The sequence below is a fragment of the Corynebacterium sp. MSK297 genome (genome assembly GCF_030232885.1).
Lineage (GTDB): Bacteria > Actinomycetota > Actinomycetes > Mycobacteriales > Mycobacteriaceae > Corynebacterium.
On the sequence record NZ_JASPGD010000011.1, the window covers coordinates 20,167 to 39,630 of the forward strand.

Genomic DNA, 19,464 nt, shown 5'->3' on the forward strand with positions numbered 1-19,464 from the left:
GCCTTTAGGCCTTGCCAAGCAAACGCTTGATGCGTTTCTGATCAGACTGTGCAACGTCAACGTCACCCTTCAGGCGGCGGGTGCGCTTAGAAGGCTTGTGCTCCAGCAGGTGGCGACGATTCGCCTGCTCACGACGCAATTTTCCGGAGCCAGTCTGCTTGAATCGCTTTGCTGTGCCCTTGTGGGTCTTCTGCTTCATGGAGTTTCCTTAATTCCTTAATTGACGGTTCGTTATTTCTTGCCCTTGCGTACTGGACCAAGCACCATGGTCATGTTGCGACCATCCTGCTTCGGCTTAGCTTCCACCACGCCATATTCTTCGACGTCGTTGGCCAGCCGTTCCAGCAAGCGGAAACCAAGTTCAGGGCGCGACTGCTCACGACCGCGGAACATGATGGTTACCTTGACCTTGGAGCCCTTTTCCAGGAAGCGGACAACATTGCCCTTTTTGGTCTCATAGTCATGGTCGTCGATCTTCGGACGGAGCTTTTGCTCCTTGACGACGGTCTGCTGCTGATTCTTCTTGGACTCACGGGCTTTTTGGGCTTGTTCATACTTGAACTTGCCGTAGTCCATGATCTTGGCGACAGGTGGCTTTGCCTTTGGGGCAACCTCAACTAGATCGAGATCGGCCTCGTAAGCAACCTTGCGGGCATCGTCGGTACGAACGACACCAACCTGCTCACCTTCAGGACCGATAAGACGGACTTCCGGTACTCGAATACGCTCATTGATGCGAGCTTCAGCGCTGATGTGTGACTCCTAAGTTCAAAAGGGGCGAATGAAACGTCTACCCTGCCACAATAGGAGTACTCCCCCGAGAAAAACACATACCGGGACAGTCGGCATATGTTGCCGTGGTACCGGTATGTACCTTTACCCGTAGCCAACCTAAGCAGCGGCATGAGGTGGGAGGAGACTCCACTTGTGACCTAAGTTCCTGGACGGAACCCTAGGTGGTAGTGCATTAGAACTTAGCATACGCACTGAGCCAACACAAATTGCGACAGGAAGCCCATCGCCGTTTTGTCTCAGCGCCGTTTTAAGCATTGAGTATCTCTGCCAAGAATTGCCCGGTATACGAAGCTTCCACTTGCGCCACATCTTCTGGGGTACCTTGCGCTACCACGGTGCCGCCACCGGAACCGCCTTCCGGCCCCATGTCTACGATCCAGTCCGCAGCCTTGATCACATCGAGATTATGCTCGATGATCAGCACGGAGTTGCCTTTATCCACCAGGCCTTGAATTACCAGCATCAAGCGGCGAATGTCTTCAAAGTGCAGCCCAGTCGTCGGCTCATCCAAAATATAAACGGTGCGTCCGTGCGAGCGCTTCTGCAACTCGGAGGCAAGCTTTACGCGCTGCGCCTCGCCACCGGATAACGTCGTTGCCGACTGTCCCAGGCGCACATAGCCCAGGCCGACGTCGACAAGCGTGTCCAGATAACGGTGGATCGACGTGATCGGCTCGAAGAACTCCGCGGCTTCGGAAATTGGCATATTCAGCACTTCGGCAATGTTTTTGCCCTTGTAGTGCACCTCCAGCGTCTCGCGATTATAGCGCGCACCGTGACACACCTCGCACGGCACGAACACGTCCGGGAGGAAGTTCATTTCGATCTTCAAGGTGCCCTCGCCCTGGCAGGCCTCACAGCGCCCACCCTTGACATTGAAAGAGAACCGGCCGGGCTTATAGCCGCGCACCTTGGCCTCTTGGGTTTCAGCAAACAGGTTGCGGATCTTATCGAATACACCGGTATAGGTCGCTGGGTTGGAACGCGGAGTTCGTCCAATCGGTGACTGATCCACCTGCACCATTTTGTCCAGGTTATCGATGCCTTCCACGCGCTTAGCTCGGCCGGGAACCTGGCGGGCTCGGTTGAGCTCGTTGGCCAAAGTCTTTGCCAAAATTCCGTTCACGACGGTGGATTTACCGGAGCCGGAAACACCGGTAATACAGCACAAAACCCCCAGAGGGATGGTGACGTTGATGCCACGCAGGTTATTTTCTCGGGCACCGACGACAGTGAGCTGCCGCTCCTTATCAATGGGGCGGCGCGTCTCCGGAACCGCCAAAACCTTGCGACCGGACAGGTAATCACCGGTCAATGACCCAGAGCAATTCTCGATTCCCGCAGGCTCACCCTGGTAGACCACTTCACCACCGTATTCACCGGCGCGAGGCCCGATATCTACCATCCAGTCGGAGGCACGAATCGTGTCCTCATCGTGCTCTACGACGATCAACGTATTCCCCAAATCGCGCAGCCTTTGCAGCGTGGCAATCAAGCGATGATTATCACGTTGGTGCAAGCCGATCGACGGCTCGTCCAACACGTACAACACACCGGCCAAACCTGCACCAATTTGTGTTGCCAGGCGAATGCGCTGTGCCTCGCCGCCAGAAAGGGTGGAAGCACCGCGATTGAGCGTCAGATAGGTCAGGCCGACGTCGACAAGAAATTGCAGGCGCGCTTGGATCTCTTTGAGCACGGCACCGGCAATGATTTCGTTGCGGTGATCCAGCTGCAGCGTATCCAGGAACTGCGTGGCTTCTTCGATTGGCAGCTCGGCCAGCCCGGCAATGGAGAGTTCACCGTGCGAAGTCGACGCCAACCGCACCGCGAGGATCTCCGGCTTGAGGCGCGTGCCTTTGCACTTCTTACACGGCACTTGGCGGGTATAAGCCATGAAACGGTCTTTTTGCGAATCGGATTCTGCGGTATCGAGCTTGCGCCGCACATAGCCTGCCGCACCCTCAAACGGTGCCGTCCAATCCCGCTGGCGCCCGTAACGGTTGCGGTAACGCACACGAACTTCAGTCTTCGTGCCGTTGACCAGAGCATCGCGCTGTTGCTTAGTAAGCTCCGAAAACGGTGTTTCTGGATCAAAATCCAGGGCCTTCGCCAAACCTTCGACCAATTTGATGAAATAACGCTGGTTTGGGCTGGCGTACCACGGCTGAACAGACTTATTCGCCGGCGCATCCGGGTCCGGAATCAACAAATCCTGATCCACCTCATGGCGCGAGCCCAATCCATCGCAGGCCGGGCAGGCACCATACGGGGAGTTGAAAGAAAACGACCGCGGCTCGTACTCGTCGATCGTCAAAGCGTGCCCATTCGGGCAGGCGGATTTCTCAGAAAACATCCGGGTAGATTCTGGGTCATCCACAAAATCAATCGTGACCAGGCCGTCGGCAAGCCGCAAAGCCGTCTCGACCGAATCAGTCAGGCGTTGTTTCTGCGAAGCCTTAACCTGCAAACGGTCCACGATGACGTCGATATCGTGCTTGATCTGCTTTTTCAGCGTCGGCGGGTCACTGAGCTGATAGATTTCGCCGTCGATGCGAGCACGCGAAAACCCCTGCGCCGCGAGATCAGCAAACAGATCCACAAACTCGCCTTTTCGCGTGCGCACCACCGGTGCCAGCACCTGAAACTTGGCTCTTTCTTCATGCTCAAGCACCTGGTCGACAATCATCTGCGTGGTTTGCCGCTCAATCACCGCGTCGCACGTAGGACAATGCGGGGTGCCCGCGCGCGAAAACAGCAAACGTAGGTAGTCATAAATTTCGGTAATGGTACCCACGGTGGAACGCGGGTTGTGGTTGGTTGATTTCTGGTCAATCGAGACCGCTGGCGATAGACCTTCGATGAATTCCACGTCCGGCTTGTCCATCTGCCCCAAAAACATCCGGGCATACGATGACAACGATTCCACGTAACGACGCTGTCCCTCGGCGAAGATGGTGTCGAACGCCAACGACGATTTACCCGAGCCAGACAGCCCGGTAAAAGCGATCATTGTATCGCGCGGCAAGTCAATATCCACGCCCTTCAGGTTGTGTTCACGCGCACCTTTGACCACTAAACGGTCTGCCACGGAGCCACCAAGCCTTCCCACAAATTGAGCTGTAAAAACCGGTTTATATAAGAATTAGACTCTTTAAAACTACCAGGACGCAGGCGAAAACAGCTATCTCAAGGAAGTATCCGTAAACTGTCGGTATGAGCACTCTCGCGCTACATTCTTTATCCGTGTCCGAGATGGACAATCAGTGTTATTTTCTTGTCGACGGCGACCAAGCATTGTTGATCGACGCCGCCGACGATGCCGCGAAGTTGTTGGCATTCGCGGAAGAACTCGGGGTCTCCATCACCGCCGTGTTGACGACTCATCGCCACTGGGACCACACCCGCGCCGTGGAAGAGGTAGTGAAAAAGACCGGTGCGAAACACTACGCGTCGCATCTGGATGCCCCGGCGATCCCAGGCGACATTGACGTCGAACTGCACCACGGTGATGTCGTGGAATTTGCAGGTGAAGAATACCCGGTGATTATTTTGCGCGGTCACACTCCTGGTGGTGTTGCCTTGGCCGCTGCGATTGATGGGGTACCGAATTTGTTCGTCGGCGACTCGCTGTTCCCCGGTGGTTTGGGAAAGACAGATTCTGAGGGCGATTTTGTGCGTCTGTTCCACGACGTGAATGGACGTATCTTCGAGCAATATCCTGATGAAACCAAAGTCTGGCCAGGCCACGGAGACCCGACGACGTTGGGTGAAGAGCGCGGAAAATTGGAAGAATGGTGGGAACGCCGCTGGTAAGCCCATATGTGGGCAGCAATTAGGTAGTAACCGTCCGGCGCTGAGGCGCGATGCACCCGCACTGCTCGTCTTCGAATCGGCGAGGCTGCTAGCGGGTTTCTGTCAGTAATACTGACCACATTATGCGCGCTGATGGCGTAGAATTAACCCCTAGTACTTCTAGCTACTATTACAAGGAGCATTACTAGCTATGATCCGCAAGATTGCACGACCAATGCTGGCTTCGGTCTTTATTCTCGACGGCGTTGACGCGCTGCGTAAGACCAACGAGCGTGTTGACACCACCGAAGACCTGATCAAGCGCGTGCGCAAGCTTGTCCCAGCGGATATCGCGGACGCTATTCCAGACAGCCCAAAGACTGTCGCCCGTATCTTGGGTGGCACGAAGGTGGGTGCTGGTTCCCTGTTCGCCATTGGTAAGGCACCGCGTTTCGCGGCCGCTACTTTGGCTGTCACTACCCTGCCGACGCTGATTTCTCGTGATGCTTTCTGGGCTGCCGACGAAGACGGCGAGCGTCGTGCACGCCTGAACAACTTTGCTACCTCGTCTGCTCTGCTGGGCGGCTTGTTCATCGCCTCGCAGGACACTGAGGGCAAACCTGGTTTGAAGTGGCGCGCGGAGCACGCTTCCAAGCAGGCCGGCAAGAAGATGCAGCAGGCACTGCCGACCAAGTCCGACTCCGAAAAGATGTGGGATGAGGCCCGAGAAAAGGCAGGCGACTTCACCGACCAGGCTGGTGACTGGATTAAGGATTCCAGCGAAAAGGCCCAGGCCTATGTCAACGACAACAAGGGCGACTGGTCCAAGACCGCCAACGAATGGCTCGACGCTGCGCGTTCGAACGCCAAAACCGCCAAGAAGAGCACCGTCAAGGCTGCCCAGAAGGCTCAGGATAAGGCCAACGATGCTCTGAAGGAGGCCGAGAAAAAGCACGGCAAAAAAGCCAAGAAAGCGCGTAAGAACGCTGAGAAGATTCAGAGCAAGGCGGATAAAGCTCTGTCTAAGGCAATGAAGAAGCTAGACAAGAAGATCGATTTTTAAGATTTAGGAAACTACCCCACAGTGTCTCCTCGTTTTTCTCGGGGACACGAATCCACAGCTACGCAGAAGAACCAACGAGCACATAACTCAGAGTTTTCTGCGGAGCTTGCTGCCGAACAAAGCTATCTGGATGCTTTGTTCGGCATTTTGGATTCTGATGTCTCCAATGCACGACAGCGTCTTGCCGACGCCCAATTAACTATTGATCCAGCCAACGCTGATTCCGACGCTTTACTGCGCCGGGAAACCGAATACCACCAGCTGCAAGAAAAATTAGATCAACTCAACCTCGCACAGATCGGGCTGGTCTTCGGCCGCATCGATGTCGATGCACAAGGCGAAAACCCAACACCAGAAGGCTTAGATCGCCGCTATATCGGGCGCATTGGTCTGATGGACCGTGACGACGATTACCACTCGCTGTTGATCGACTGGCGTGCACCCATGGCACGACCGTTTTATTTGGCGACCACCGCACACCCAGAAGGCGTGCGCAAGCGGCGGCATATCCGCACCGCGGACCGGGTAGTCAAAGATATTGACGACGAATTGCTCTCCGGCACGGCACCAGACGATGCAGCCCGCGCGGATGTAGCCGGAGAAGCTGCTCTTCTACAGGCAATGAATACCGCCCGTGGCGAACACATGCAGTCGATCGTTGAAACCATCCAGCGGGAACAAGACGCGATTATTCGTGATGCCACCCGCGGGGTACTTGTTGTGGAAGGCGGGCCCGGCACTGGAAAGACCGCTGTGGCTTTGCACCGAGTGGCGTATCTGCTCTATACCTGGCGTGAACAGCTATCACGCACCGGTGTGCTGATTATCGGGCCCAATCCAACGTTTTTGAACTATATTTCGCAGGTATTGCCCGAGCTGGGAGAAACCGGTGTAGTTTTGAGCACGATAGGGCGCCTCTACCCTGGTTTGCGGCCCACGCTGCACGAAAACGCAGAGACTCGTCGGGTTAAAGGCTCGCTGCAGATGGTCGACGTGTTGAAGGCCGCGGTCAAGGCTTATCAGCAGGTACCGAAGCACAACCGCGAGGTGGTATTAGAAGGCACCCGCGTGGAGCTTACCCCAGCGATGGTGAAATCTGCGCGGACCCGGGCACGTCGTTCCCGCAAACCGCACAATGAGGCACGCGAGGTCTTTACCGAGCAGCTACATTCGGAATTGGCGCATGGATTGGCAGCTATCATTGGCCAGGACCCATTGGATGGAGGCAACCTGCTGGATAGCGCGGATATCTCCGCGTTGGGCGAGGATATCTCGGACGAGGCCATCATCGAGGAACTTGTCGACGAATTCTGGCCCCAGTTAGGGCCGCGCCAGGTGCTTCGAGAACTGCTTACCGACTACCACGCGCTACAGGCTGCCTGCCGCGGTAATGGTGGTGAGGAATTCGTTTCCGCGTTGTTGCGCAGTGCAGAGCCCTCCGCACACAGCTGGGCAGATTCTGATGCCGCGCTCTTGGATGAGCTCGCGCAATTGCTCGGTAGCAGTGATGACGAGCAACAAGCTGCTGCAGATGAGCGAGAATGGCAAGAAGCCTTGGACGAAGCCGAGGGTGCACTCGATATTCTGGCTACGTCTGAATCCACCGATAACGATGACGTATTTGATTCGGAGATTCTCTCCGCGCACCACGTGATCGATGCAGAAACGCTGGCGCGACGCCAGCTGGCCCGCGATTACCGCACGACCGCAGAGCGTGCAGAAGGCGATCGCACCTGGGCATTCGGTCACGTGGTTGTTGACGAAGCGCAAGAGCTTTCCGCGATGGAATGGCGGATGGTCTTCCGCCGCAGCCCGAATCATTGGATGACGGTGGTGGGTGATCCTGCACAGACGAGCTCGCCAGCCGGTTGCGATAATTGGAGTGAGGCGCTCGAGCCATTCGTCGGCAAGCGCTACCGCCAGCATCAGCTCACGGTCAATTACCGCACCCCGGTGGAGATCGCAGAATTAGCAGAAGCGATTGTCCGCAAGTATCAACCTGATGCCACGGTGGCGCAAGCAATCCGGAACCAGGAGGCTGCCGTGCGGTGGTTGCCGAGTGGGACGTCTCCGGAATCAGTGCGGGAGCAATTGCGTGCCGACGAGCCACAACGCAGTTGTGCAATCATTACTGCGCAGAATGCATCCCAGCATAAAGGGTTGGAGTATGACCACGTCATCGTCGTAGAGCCTGCGGAGATCATCGCGGCCACACCGCGTGGTTGGCAGGATCTGTACGTCGCCTGTACCCGCGCGACGCAAACGCTGAGCATTATCGGCGAGCTGGATTTAGCCGAATAGCGAAAGGTGTGAGGCTCCGGCTAAGCGACGGTGTGCACGATAATCACGTCGCAGTCGGATTGCCGCGCAATATCTGCTGGTACGGATCCTAATAACCGGCCTGTTAACGTATTGATACCGCGGTTGCCTACCACAAGCACATCGGCATCGTGCTGGGCGACGATACTCATCAATGCGGCGACGGGGCTTCCGGTTTGTACCGCGCTGCTTACTTTTTCTGCGCCTAAAGCGCGGGCTTCTTCTACTGCTGGTTGCAGGATGGCTTCGGCCTGCTCTGCACCCACAACAGGGTGATCACTCACTGGTTCTTGTGGGCCTGCTACATGACCGGGTTCGTAGTACGCGCAAGCGATAAGCAGCTGTGCATCAAAGGCGGCCGCTAACCGTGCCGCGCGTCGCACTGCCAACATGGACGACTGTGAGCCGTCACTGCCAACGACAATGCAGGAATAATCAGCACTGCGTGGATAGTCAGCACTGTGTGGATCGGTGGTTTCCGCCGTCTCTGAAGTCATCGTATCCGCTACCCTGCTGCCCTATCCTTCGCCGCTGGCAGAAGTTGCGGCACCGTCACTGTTGACGACCAAGACATCGACGTCAAAACGGCGGGTAACTTCACTCGGAATGCTGCCGAACACGCGGCCGGATAACGTCTTCAGCCCGCGGTTACCCACCACGACGAGATCCGCTGCGGAATTTTCCACGACTGTGCGCAGCACTGCCACGGGGCCTCCGTTGACCGGGCGAAGTTCTATGTCTTTTGCGCCTTCGACGACGGAAACTTCGCGTGCCTCGCGCAAGATCTCCTCGGCGGCTTCCCGGTTGATCACAGGCAACGCATGAGCATCAGCTTTCGCGTCAATGACCAGCCCGTGTTTTTCATAATAAGCAGACACGATGATCAGCCGCGCATCGTACACTCGAGCCAGACTCGCGGCCGCGCGCACAGCATGCAGGGATGAATCCGACCCGTCAGATCCGGTAACGATGGTGGAATATGCAACCACGGGGTGCTCCTTCCAAGTTTGGCGTTAGTGTGATTCTAACGCCTGGGTGTAGCTCCCACCGGAAAATCACCGCCGTCGCCAATAAATATGATGCGTTTATCACGCTCGCGGGCCTGTCAGGTGACGGCCGATGGTGAGCTGGTGTACCTCATCGGTGCCTTCATAAGTACGCACCGATTCCAGATTGTTCGCGTGGCGCAGCGGGGAATACTCCAGGGAAATGCCGTTGCCGCCCAGCATCGCGCGAGCTTCGCGTGCGATAGTGAGCGCGACGCGTGTGTTATCGAGCTTTCCGGTGGAAATTGTCGCCGGCAAGAGCGAGCCGTGTGGAAGCCCGGTGGCCTGTTCCGCGGCACCAGCGCTATTTTTCGTGCTATCTTTCATCCGACCGATCTGGTGCGCGAGCAAGTAACCGCGATTGATGCCGTAGCGGGCCTCGTTCAAACACCGGAACGGGCCGCCAAGCCCCACTGCGGTTTCTGCGGGCAACATCGCCGATTCCGGCAGGCGAAGATCATTCAGGTGAATTTCACACTGGATTGAAGCACGCATGGACATTTTTGGCTCGATAACCTGCGCCGAATAGCCTTTGGTGTCGGTGGGAACCACGAAACCACGCACGCGCAGCGCGACGTCTTTTTCTTCCGCAGAAAACAGGGAAGCAAGCTGGGTGATATCCACAGCGCCGAGGAATGATTCCTGGCCTGGTGTGCTGGGCTTATTCGGCATAGTGCGACGGGCTCCTCATCTCGCGATTGTGCACATCACACTATAAGGAGGCCAAACTAACTTCAACCGATTATGGAAAGTTTTGTCACTTCGCCTTTCCCGGTATTAGCTCCTGGTATTAGCTCCCGGTATCAGGGGAGCCTAGATTCCGGCTTCTTTCACCCCGCGCAACTCCTTTTTCAGATCCGCGATCTCATCACGCAACCGACCCGCCAATTCGAACTTCAGGTCCCTGGCGGCAACTTTCATTTGCTTCGTCAGATCGTCGATAAGAGTTTGGATCTCGCCTTCTGCCATGGATGACACGTCTGGCTTGTCGACGAGCGCCGCATCGCCAGATTCCGAGTTGCTTGCCGCATCCCCGTCGTCGTCCGATTCGTAGACCTGGTCGAGGATGTCTGCGATCTTTTTGCGCAGCGGCTGCGGGTCTATGCCGTGTTCAGTGTTGTAAGCAATCTGCTTTTCGCGGCGACGTTCCGTTTCATCGATGGCGTTTTGCATCGATTCGGTGATCTTGTCGGCATACATGATGACTTCACCGGATACGTTACGGGCCGCACGACCAATGGTCTGAATAAGCGAGGTTGTCGAACGCAAAAAGCCTTCTTTATCCGCGTCCAGGATTGCCACCAACGACACCTCGGGCAAGTCCAAACCCTCACGCAACAAGTTGATGCCTACAAGCACATCGAACTCGCCCAACCGCAGCTGACGCAACAGCTCTACACGCTGCAAGGTGTCAATATCGGAGTGCAGGTAGCGTACCTTAACGCCGTGCTCCAGCAGATAGTCGGTGAGGTCTTCGGCCATGCGCTTGGTCAGCGTGGTCACCAGCACGCGCTCATTTTTTGCCGTGCGTGTTTTGACCTCATCGATAAGATCATCAATCTGCCCCTTGGTTGGTTTCACGGTGACCTTCGGATCCACCAGGCCCGTCGGGCGAATGACCTGCTCGACGTATTCACCACCTGCGGCAGTAATTTCGTAGTCACCAGGTGTCGCGGAGAGATAGACAGTCTGGCCGACGCGTTTTTCAAATTCATCGAATGTCAGCGGCCGGTTGTCCAGCGCGGAGGGTAAACGAAAACCGAAATCCACCAGGTTGCGCTTGCGCGACATATCGCCTTCGAACATGCCACCAATCTGTGGGACGGTCACGTGGGATTCGTCGATGATTGTCAGGAAGTCCTCCGGGAAATAATCCATCAGCGTGGCCGGGGCACTTCCTGCTTCACGCCCGTCAATATGCCGCGAGTAGTTCTCGATGCCGGAACAGAAACCGACTTGTTCAATCATTTCCAGGTCGTATTCGGTGCGCATGCGCAGCCGCTGGGCTTCCAGGAGCTTTCCGCGATTTTCCAGCTCAGTGAGACGCTGCTGCAGTTCTTCTTTGATATCCGCGATGGCTTTTTCCATGCGCTCGGGGCCGGCGACGTAGTGCGTGGCTGGGAAGATGCGTACTTCATCAACCTGTTCGAGGACATCACCGGTCAGCGGATGGATATAGTACAGCGCATCGATATCGTCGCCGAAAAATTCGATACGCACAGCGCGTTCCTCATAGGCCGGGATAATATCGACGGTATCGCCATTGACGCGGAAAGCACCGCGGGTGAAACCAACATCGTTACGCTCGTACTGAATATCGACGAGCAAGCGCAGGAACCGATCACGCTCTACTTCATCATCAACTTTCATGACCACGGAACGGTCCAAGTAGGACTGCGGGGTTCCCAGGCCGTAAATACAGGACACCGACGAGACCACGACGACGTCGCGGCGTGACAGCAGCGCGGAGGTCGCGGAGTGACGCAGCCGTTCGACGTCTTCGTTAATCGAGGAGTCTTTTTCGATATAGGTGTCTGTCTGCGCGACGTAGGCTTCCGGCTGGTAGTAGTCGTAGTACGAGACGAAGTACTCCACCGCGTTATGCGGAAGAAGTTGGCGCAATTCGTTGGCCAGCTGTGCCGCCAGAGTTTTATTCGGCGCCATGACTAGGGTTGGACGCTGCTGTTGTTCAATCAACCAAGCTGCGGTGGCGGATTTACCGGTACCGGTGGCACCGAGCAGGACGACGTCAGATTCACCTTCTTTGAGGCGCCGATCTAGCTCTTTGATTGCTGTGGGCTGGTCACCGGCCGGTTGATATTCGGAGACAACCTCGAACGTCTTTTTCCGGCGCTCGATTGCGCCGACTGGACGGTGTTCGGATTCAGATAAAACGGGGTACTCAGCAGCAAAAGCCATAGTCGTCAGTCTACTCTGCTAACTCGGTTGCTATTGCTTGGTCAACTGCTTAATCTTGTCGACGGCTTGTGCTATTTGCTGTGTTAGATCTTCTTCGCTGCCGTTGTTGTCGAGGAGGATATCTGCGTATTGTTTGCGCGTCTCGTCGTCAATCTGTGCGTTGATGCGCCGTCGGACATCGTCGCTATCGAGGCCGCGCTTGGTGGTCAGCCGTTCGAGGCGCACGTGCTCGTCGGCATGCACAACGATGGTGGCATCCATGTCTTCATGCAGGCCCTTATCGATGAGCAGTGGCATATCATAGATGACTGCTTCTGCCCCATTCCTGCGTGCTTCGTCGAAAAGTTCTTGTGTGCGTTGGTTGATGCGCGGGTGGGTGATTTCGTTGAGTCGTGCGGTGGTTTCTTTGTTTTCGAATGCACGTGAGGCGAGTAGTCCGCGGTCGAGTACACCGTCGGCATCGAGGATGTCGGCGCCGAATTCTTCGGCTAGTTCTTGCAGTACCGGCTGGCCGGGTTCGACGATTTCGCGTGCGATGTGGTCCGCGTCGACGATGGGGTAACCGTGTTCGTTGAGGGCGCGGGCGACGGTTGACTTACCGCTGCCGATCCCTCCGGTAAGTCCGATGATTTTCATAGGCCCAGTGTAGAACGCAAAAACCCACTTCTCAATGCCCCGGTTGGGACAGAAAGAAGTGGGTTGCGATCTTGCGACACTAGCCGGCGGGCGGCTAGCTAAGCGTGCTGGCTAATTTAGTTGCCGGCCAGCTTATCGCGAAGTGCAGCAAGCTGCTCATCGGAAGCCAGGGAACCTGCATCCTCGGTGGTGCCTTCGGATGACGGAGCGGCATCCGATGCGCCGGATTCGGAGGAGTAGTTAGCGGCTTCATCGCTGTTAGCAGCGGCTTCAGCTGCGGCACGGTTGCGCTCGATCTGCGCGGTGTGCAGCTGGAAGCGACGTTCGGACTCGGCGTAACGAGCTTCCCAGGCCTGACGCTGTTCGTCGTAGCCTTCCTTCCACTCGTTAGTCTCTGGGTCGAATCCTTCTGGGAACAGGTAGTTGCCCTGCTCGTCGTAGGAGTCGGCCATGCCGTACTTGGAAGGATCGAATTCCTCAGTGTAGTCCTCGTCAGCCTGCTTCAGGGACAGCGAGATACGACGACGCTCGAGGTCGATGTCGATGACCTTGACCATGGCTTCTTCGCCAACGTTGACAACCTGGTCTGGAACCTCGACGTGGCGCTGAGCCAGTTCGGAGATGTGAACCAGGCCTTCGATGCCCTCTTCGACGCGAACGAATGCACCGAATGGAACGAGCTTGGTGACCTTGCCCGGAACAATCTGGCCCACAGCGTGGGTGCGGGCGAACACGCGCCATGGATCTTCCTGGGTTGCCTTCAGAGACAGGGAAACACGCTCGCGGTCCAGATCAACGTCCAGAACCTCAACGGTGACTTCGTCGCCGACGGTAACAACCTCGGATGGGTGATCGATGTGCTTCCAGGACAGCTCGGAAACGTGTACCAGACCGTCGACACCGCCCAAGTCCACGAAGGAACCGAAGTTGACGATGGAGGAAACGACACCCTTGCGAACCTGACCCTTTTGCAGCTGGTGCAAGAATTCGGAACGAACCTCGGACTGGGTCTGCTCCAGGTATGCACGGCGGGACAGAACGACGTTGTTGCGGTTCTTGTCCAGCTCGATAATCTTGGCGTCAAGCTCCTGGCCAATGTATGGCTCCAGGTCGCGAACGCGGCGCATTTCAACCAGGGAGGCAGGAAGGAAGCCACGTAGACCGATGTCCAGAATCAGGCCGCCCTTGACGACCTCGATGACGGTACCGGTGACGTGCTGATCGTTTTCCTTGAGGTCCTCGATGGCACCCCAAGCGCGCTCGTACTGGGCGCGCTTCTTGGAAAGCAGCAGACGGCCTTCCTTGTCTTCCTTCGTCAGGACCAGGGCGTCGATCTGGTCGCCCAGCTCCACAACCTCATCTGGGTTGACGTCATGCTTGATGGACAACTCACGCGAAGGGATAACACCCTCGGTCTTATATCCGATGTCAAGCAGTACCTCGTCGTGATCGACCTTGACGACGGTGCCTTCTACAATGTCACCGTCATTGAAGTACTTGATGGTCTCGTCGATCGCGGCGAGAAAATCCTCAGCGGTGCCGATGTCGTTTACGGCTACCTGAGGGGCCTTAGAAGCTGTCATATTGTTGCGTGCTCCGAAATGGATAGGAAATCGATTGTGTACATTCGCAGTCTCTCACGGGGCTCCTGCTCTGATACGGAAGCGTCTAGCTCGGTATTCAGCGGTGAAGACCCGCAATCTCGCGCTACAAGTGCGTCAAACTTCCTATCAGAGCTCACGCACTCCTAACGCATAGACATGCCCTACAAAGCATAAACCCGTAACCCGAGCTACGCAAGCCTTTCTTCGAGCTTCTTCCTTATAACGAGCAGCTCTATCCCCAATGGCCTTGTTACCGCACACAACGCCGCAGCTGGGTCAGCACAGTACGACTAAAATGGGCTTATGGCCCGCACACGTACTTCGTACCCAGCAAGCACCCGTTTTTTGCAGGTGCTGCGCGTCCAGGATGTCACCGACGGCATGCGTCGGGTCACCCTGGGCGGTCCGCAATTAGCAGCACATACTGCCGACAACGGCTACGCCGTCCCAGAGTTTCGCTCAGATAATTTCGACGACTCCATCAAACTAATCCTGCCCAGTTCTCCCGGAAAAGAACCCGTGGGCCCGTCGCAGCGGGACCGCAAGCTGGATTGGCCTGCGAAATCTTCGTCGTCGCCACGCCGGACTTATACCGTGCGCCGTTTCGATAGCCAGCACGGCGAGCTAGACGTAGATTTTGTTTTGCATGGCTCCGGCCCCGCCACCTCGTGGGCTTCGCAAGCCCAACCCGGCGATATTCTGCAAATCGCGGGCCCGAAGTCGACGTCTTCCCACCCGCACGGCGCTGACTGGATCCTTGCCGCCGGCGATGCCACTGCGTTGCCCGCGCTGAGTCGTTGGCTGGAAGAATGGCCTGCCGGGCAGCGCGGCAAATTTTTTATTTTGGTTGACGAGCACTCCCACCGCCAACAACTCCCCTGCCCAGATGGCGTGGAAATCACCTGGTTGTTCCACAGCGATGCGCACACGCTTTTCGACGCCATCTCCACCACCGATTGGTGGGACGGCGAGGTTTTCGCCTGGGTGGCTGGCGAGTCTGCCAGTTTGAAACCGATTCGCCGGTGGCTGCAGGAGGCCAAGGGGCTACGTAAACACCAAATGCATTTTTCTGGTTATTGGAAATCCCGCACGAAACGCTACTCCACGCCACCGCGCCGGGCGACAGAAACGCTAGCCAGCCCCAGCGCGCATAGCGCAACTACGAACGCTGCCGAACCAGCACAATTAACACCGCACAAGGATGGGCACGCTGGGAACGGTACGTCAAGCCACAACGCTCAGGAAGAATTTGTTGCCCTGAGTGACCTCACCGCGGCTTTCGCCATTCGCACGGCAGTAACCGTGGGGCTGGGCACCACCTTGGCCACCGCCCCGCGTTATGTGCACGAGCTTGCTGCAGCCACGAACACCCAAACAGTTGGGCTGGAAAAGCTTTTGGTGTACCTGGGAACCCTGGGCTTGGTTTCCCGTGCCGAGTCTGCGCAGTGGCAGTTGACTGCTTCTGGCCGCATTTTGGCTGAAGACGCCACCGTCGAGCAGCTATCTGACAACAATCAGCGTAACCAAGCAGCATTGGCGGGTCTTGTGCACCTGCGTACCGCGCTTGTCGACGGCTACCACCCGGGAGTTGCGGCTGCGGCCGGGACATCCACGGGATTAGGCACCGCAGCAGCACCAACCGAGGCAACAGAAGCAACAGAGACAACAAACACAACTAACTCAGTGATTCCGGTGACCGCAGATCTGGTCCAACGCGACGATGCGGCGGCAACCGAGTATCTGCAGGATCTCTACCGCAAGCAACAACACGCCGGGGCAGATTCGCTGCGGCTTGCTTGCCAGTGCCGGTTGCCGGATTCCACTGGTGAAACCGGTTTCTCCGCACCGTCTGCTGCCTCACGTTCTGACACCGCGCAGTCTAGTGTCACGCAGTCTAGTGCTGAGCGGTCTAAAGCCGCGCGGTCTAGAGCAGAAAGCGCACTGGTCACCTTCGCACTGTACGGCGAGAAGCTGCGCAGCCGGGAAGAGCTGTATTATCTCTTCGGCCGCGCAGGGTTGCCGGCGCCGACCGTCGGCAAGCACGGCTCCGATCAGCCAGGTGCGGGCAGCGTAGTCTTCGAGTTTCAGACCTAGAAGAAGTGGCTCACGCCCCGACCGCAATGCCGAGCAACTCACGGTTGGCTCTCGAGCACTCCAGAATGCTGCCGGGTGCTAGCTAGGCTAGTGCTCGGCAGCTTGCCAGTTGGTGCCCGAGCCGGTGGACACCTCCAGCGGGACGGTCAACGTGATAGCTTGATCCATTTCGCGTTCCACCAGCTCACGGACCTGCTCTAGCTCGCCTTGCGCGATTTCCACGACCAACTCGTCATGCACCTGTAACAACACCCGGGAACGCAGCTTCGCTTCCCGCAGCGCATCATCAACGCGGATCATCGCCACCTTAATGATGTCTGCGGCAGTACCCTGAATCGGCGCATTCAACGCGGCCCGTTCGGCGTTTTCCCGGGCCACGCGGTTATCCGAGTTCAGCTCCGGCAAATAACGACGCCTGCCAAACACCGTTGCGGTAAAGCCATCATGCCGGGCCTTGTCGACGACCTCATCCAGGTACTGCTTCACCCCACCAAAGCGAGCGAAGTAGTTTTCCATGATCTTTTTCGCCTCCCCCGGTGGAATATTCAGCTGCTGCGATAAACCATAAGCAGACAAGCCGTACACCAGGCCGTAGGACATCGCCTTAACGCGGCGGCGCAGTTCCGGGGTGACTTCTTCCACCGGAACGTCGAACACGCGCGAACCGACGTAATTGTGCAGGTCTTCGCCTTCTTGGTAGGCCTGGATCAGCCCCGGATCACCGGATAAGTGCGCCATCACGCGCATTTCGATCTGCGAGTAGTCCGCACTCAGCAGAGTTTCAAAACCTTCACTGACCTGGAATGCCGAGCGGATTTTGCGTCCGGCCTCGGTGCGCACCGGGATGTTTTGCAGGTTCGGATCGGACGAGCTCAACCGGCCGGTTGAGGCCACCGTCTGGTGGAAGCTGGTGTGGATGCGCCCGTCACCTTGCACGGTTTTGGACAAGCCTTCCAGGGTGGTCTTCATCTTCTGGTATTCGCGGTGGGCCAGCAGGCGGTCTAAAAATGGGTGCGGGTGCTTCGCGGCCAAGGCTTCGATCTCACCAGCAGCGGTGGAATAGCCGGTTTTGGTTTTCTTCGTCTTCGGTAAATCCAAGGTCTCAAACAGCACGGTTTGCAGCTGTTTGGGCGAGTTCAGATTCAGGTTCTCATCACCGGCCAGCTCGCGGGCGGCGTCTTGTTCTTCGCGCACCATATCGGCGAAGGTCTCGGCTTGCTCATCCAACACGTCACGGTCGACGGCAATGCCGGTGGCTTCCATCGTTCCCAGGATCTGCACTAACGGCAGCTCCAGGTCGCGGTACAGCTCGAAACTTTCGATCTTCAGCAGCTCGGTGGTCAAAAGCTCCGCCAACTCGAGGATCGCCCCGGCTTTTTCCAACAGCTGCTGGGTTTCCCCTTCCCCGCCCGGCAGGGTTTTCTGCAGGTGGCGCTGGTATACATCGGCCAGATCATAACCGCGCTGGCCTGGGCGCAGCAGATATGCGGCGATCGCGGTGTCGTGGCTGATGCCGCGCAGCTGGTAGCCACGGCCTGCCAGCATGTGGAAGGCTGCTTTGGCCTCGTGCAAATATTTGCTGGCGCCGTCGTCGGCAAGCCATTCTGCCAGGGCTTTGTCTTCGTCGGCGGAAAGATCTTCCAGCACCACCGTGATGCCTTGCCGGTTCGTGTCAACGAACGCGATCGCCGTAGCATCACCCTGCCCCGGCGCGCCGTTGCCGTCGACGAACATGGCGACGCCTTCGGTGTGCTCGGCGAGCCAGTCGGTGAGTGTGGCTTCGTCGTGTGTGATGGCGGGCAATTCTGGGGTGTCGTCAATCTCGGCTTCAGCGCCAAATACGCCGAGTACGCGGTCGCGCAGGTTGGGGCCAAATTCGAGGTCGTCGAAATGGGCGGCCACTTGGTTGGCGTCGACGTCGGCAAAAGAAAGATCATCCGGGCTGTGCGAAAGTTGCATATCGGTGATCATTTGCGTGAGTTCACGGTTGAGGCGCACTTGTTCGATGCGTTCGCGGAAGCTGTTGCCGGCTTTGCCTTTGATGTCGTCGGCGTGTGCGATCAGCTCGTCGAGGCTGCCGTATTGTTTGATCCATTTTTGTGCGGTTTTTTCGCCGACGCCGGGGATGTTGGGCAGGTTATCGGATGGGTCGCCACGTAGCGCGGCGAAGTCCGGGTATTGCTGCGGGCTCAAGCCATATTTTTCTTCTACGGCATCCGGGGTGAAGCGGTGCAGTTTGGATACCCCGCGCATGGGGTACAGCACGGTGGTGGTGTCGTTGACCAGCTGTAGGTAGTCGCGGTCGCCGGTAACGATCAGGGTTTCGTATTCGCCGGACTGTGACCCGGCTGCGGTGGCCAGGGTGGCGAGGATGTCGTCGGCCTCGTAGTTTTCGACTGAGAGCGTGGTGATGCCGAGTGCTTCGATGACTTCGCGGATGAGTTCGACTTGGCCTTTGAATTCTTCTGGGGTGGCCGCGCGCTGGGCTTTGTAATCCGGGAATTTTTCGGTGCGGAAGGTCTTGCGCCCGACGTCGAAGGCCACTGCGATGTGGTCGGGTTTTTCATCGCCGACGATGCCGGTGAGCATGGTGAGGAATCCGTAGACCGCGTTGGTGTGCTGGCCGCCGCCGGTGGAGAAATTTTCTGCCGGGAGTGCGTAAAAAGCACGGAAGGCCATGGAGTGTCCGTCGATGAGCAAGAGGCGTTTCATGCCCTACACTTTAGCCGTCACCGGCAGCACACTACAGCCGCAGCGCTAAAGCTAGAACACAGCAACCAGCGTGGCGTGCTGCTCCGTTACGCTTGACGACGTTCGAGTTCCTGCCATTCCACGTTAAGTTCAGGTTCCGCCAGGCCGCGCACCCGCTCGGCGAGGAAGCAGTACAGGTTATCGGTGCCGTCTTCGATGCCGTCGGCAACGTCTTCTCCGGCGGAGGTGATCGCCAGTATGGCCCGGCGCGAGAGCTCGTCGACGTGTACTAGTTGTGCTCCCCATCCACCTTCGCCACGGTGGCCGTTGTCGTCTACCGAGAGGCTTTCCAGCCAGGCGTGGGCTAATGCGCAGACGTCAGCGCCTTCGAGGACTGCACGCACTGTAGCGGGGGTGCCGTCGTTACCGGGTGGTGTGCCCCAGAGCCAATCCAGGTTCACACGGTAGGGATAAAGCATTGGGGGTTACCTTTCGCCGTATT

14 protein-coding genes and 1 pseudogene are annotated in these 19,464 nt (G+C 57.3%); 4 read left to right on the forward strand and 11 right to left on the reverse strand.

Annotation, left to right across the window (positions count from 1 at the left end; genetic code table 11):
• Positions 1 to 4 precede the first annotated feature (4 nt).
• From rpmI to uvrA, 3 genes are all read right to left on the reverse strand, one after another.
• Positions 5 to 199, reverse strand: coding sequence for a 50S ribosomal protein L35 (gene rpmI / locus QP888_RS09630; protein WP_147578869.1), 195 nt, complete (start codon positions 197 to 199; stop codon positions 5 to 7).
• A 32-nt stretch (positions 200 to 231) separates the two neighbouring features.
• A complete protein-coding gene (gene infC, locus QP888_RS09635; protein WP_082150525.1) occupies positions 232 to 753 on the reverse strand; it encodes a translation initiation factor IF-3 in 522 nt (173 codons plus the stop codon).
• Positions 754 to 1,042: 289 nt separating this feature from the next.
• Entirely contained in the window at positions 1,043 to 3,886 is a 2,844-nt protein-coding gene (gene uvrA / locus QP888_RS09640; protein ID WP_284813358.1) for an excinuclease ABC subunit UvrA, read from the reverse strand.
• Positions 3,887 to 4,011: 125 nt separating this feature from the next.
• Here uvrA and QP888_RS09645 point away from each other — a divergent pair, with 125 nt between their 5' ends.
• The 3 genes from QP888_RS09645 to QP888_RS09655 all read left to right on the forward strand — a co-directional run bounded on the left by QP888_RS09645 (position 4,012) and on the right by QP888_RS09655 (position 7,954).
• Positions 4,012 to 4,611, forward strand: a complete 600-nt coding sequence (locus tag QP888_RS09645; RefSeq protein ID WP_284813359.1) for an MBL fold metallo-hydrolase — start codon at positions 4,012 to 4,014, stop codon at positions 4,609 to 4,611.
• A 190-nt stretch (positions 4,612 to 4,801) separates the two neighbouring features.
• Complete coding sequence (locus tag QP888_RS09650) at positions 4,802 to 5,653, forward strand: DoxX family protein (RefSeq protein WP_284813360.1); 852 nt, start codon at positions 4,802 to 4,804, stop codon at positions 5,651 to 5,653.
• 21 nt (positions 5,654 to 5,674) lie between these two features.
• Entirely contained in the window at positions 5,675 to 7,954 is a 2,280-nt protein-coding gene (locus QP888_RS09655; RefSeq protein WP_284813361.1) for a HelD family protein, read from the forward strand.
• A 20-nt stretch (positions 7,955 to 7,974) separates the two neighbouring features.
• Here QP888_RS09655 and QP888_RS09660 read toward each other — a convergent pair whose 3' ends face one another.
• From QP888_RS09660 to rpsA, 6 genes and pseudogenes are all read right to left on the reverse strand, one after another.
• Entirely contained in the window at positions 7,975 to 8,469 is a 495-nt protein-coding gene (locus tag QP888_RS09660; protein WP_284813363.1) for a universal stress protein, read from the reverse strand.
• Positions 8,470 to 8,490: 21 nt separating this feature from the next.
• Positions 8,491 to 8,961 carry a universal stress protein gene (locus QP888_RS09665; RefSeq protein ID WP_284813364.1) on the reverse strand — a complete coding sequence of 157 codons (471 nt, stop codon included), beginning with the start codon at positions 8,959 to 8,961 and terminating at the stop codon, positions 8,491 to 8,493.
• A 99-nt stretch (positions 8,962 to 9,060) separates the two neighbouring features.
• Positions 9,061 to 9,582, reverse strand: a pseudogene (locus QP888_RS09670) (acyl-CoA dehydrogenase family protein); the annotation flags it as partial.
• Between the two features lie 249 nt (positions 9,583 to 9,831).
• Positions 9,832 to 11,937 (reverse strand): excinuclease ABC subunit UvrB, encoded by a 2,106-nt coding sequence (gene uvrB / locus QP888_RS09675; RefSeq protein ID WP_284813368.1) that lies wholly within the window; start codon positions 11,935 to 11,937, stop codon positions 9,832 to 9,834.
• A gap of 30 nt (positions 11,938 to 11,967) precedes the next feature.
• On the reverse strand, positions 11,968 to 12,573 hold the full coding sequence (gene coaE, locus QP888_RS09680; RefSeq protein WP_284813370.1) for a dephospho-CoA kinase: 606 nt from the start codon (positions 12,571 to 12,573) through the stop codon (positions 11,968 to 11,970).
• Between the two features lie 116 nt (positions 12,574 to 12,689).
• The gene (gene rpsA / locus QP888_RS09685) at positions 12,690 to 14,156 is read right to left on the reverse strand and encodes a 30S ribosomal protein S1 (RefSeq protein WP_284813371.1); all 1,467 of its coding nucleotides are present in this window, start codon (positions 14,154 to 14,156) and stop codon (positions 12,690 to 12,692) included.
• Between the two features lie 324 nt (positions 14,157 to 14,480).
• On the opposite strand from rpsA, the gene QP888_RS09690 reads away from it, so the two are divergent.
• The gene (locus tag QP888_RS09690; RefSeq protein WP_284813373.1) at positions 14,481 to 16,271 is read left to right on the forward strand and encodes a siderophore-interacting protein; all 1,791 of its coding nucleotides are present in this window, start codon (positions 14,481 to 14,483) and stop codon (positions 16,269 to 16,271) included.
• Positions 16,272 to 16,358: 87 nt separating this feature from the next.
• Here the strand turns inward: QP888_RS09690 and polA are convergent, their stop codons facing one another.
• Together polA and QP888_RS09700 are read right to left on the reverse strand one after the other, a co-directional pair.
• Positions 16,359 to 18,983, reverse strand: a complete 2,625-nt coding sequence (gene polA, locus QP888_RS09695; protein ID WP_284813374.1) for a DNA polymerase I — start codon at positions 18,981 to 18,983, stop codon at positions 16,359 to 16,361.
• A gap of 86 nt (positions 18,984 to 19,069) precedes the next feature.
• On the reverse strand, positions 19,070 to 19,441 hold the full coding sequence (locus QP888_RS09700; protein ID WP_284813375.1) for a hypothetical protein: 372 nt from the start codon (positions 19,439 to 19,441) through the stop codon (positions 19,070 to 19,072).
• Between the last annotated feature and the right edge of the window lie 23 nt (positions 19,442 to 19,464).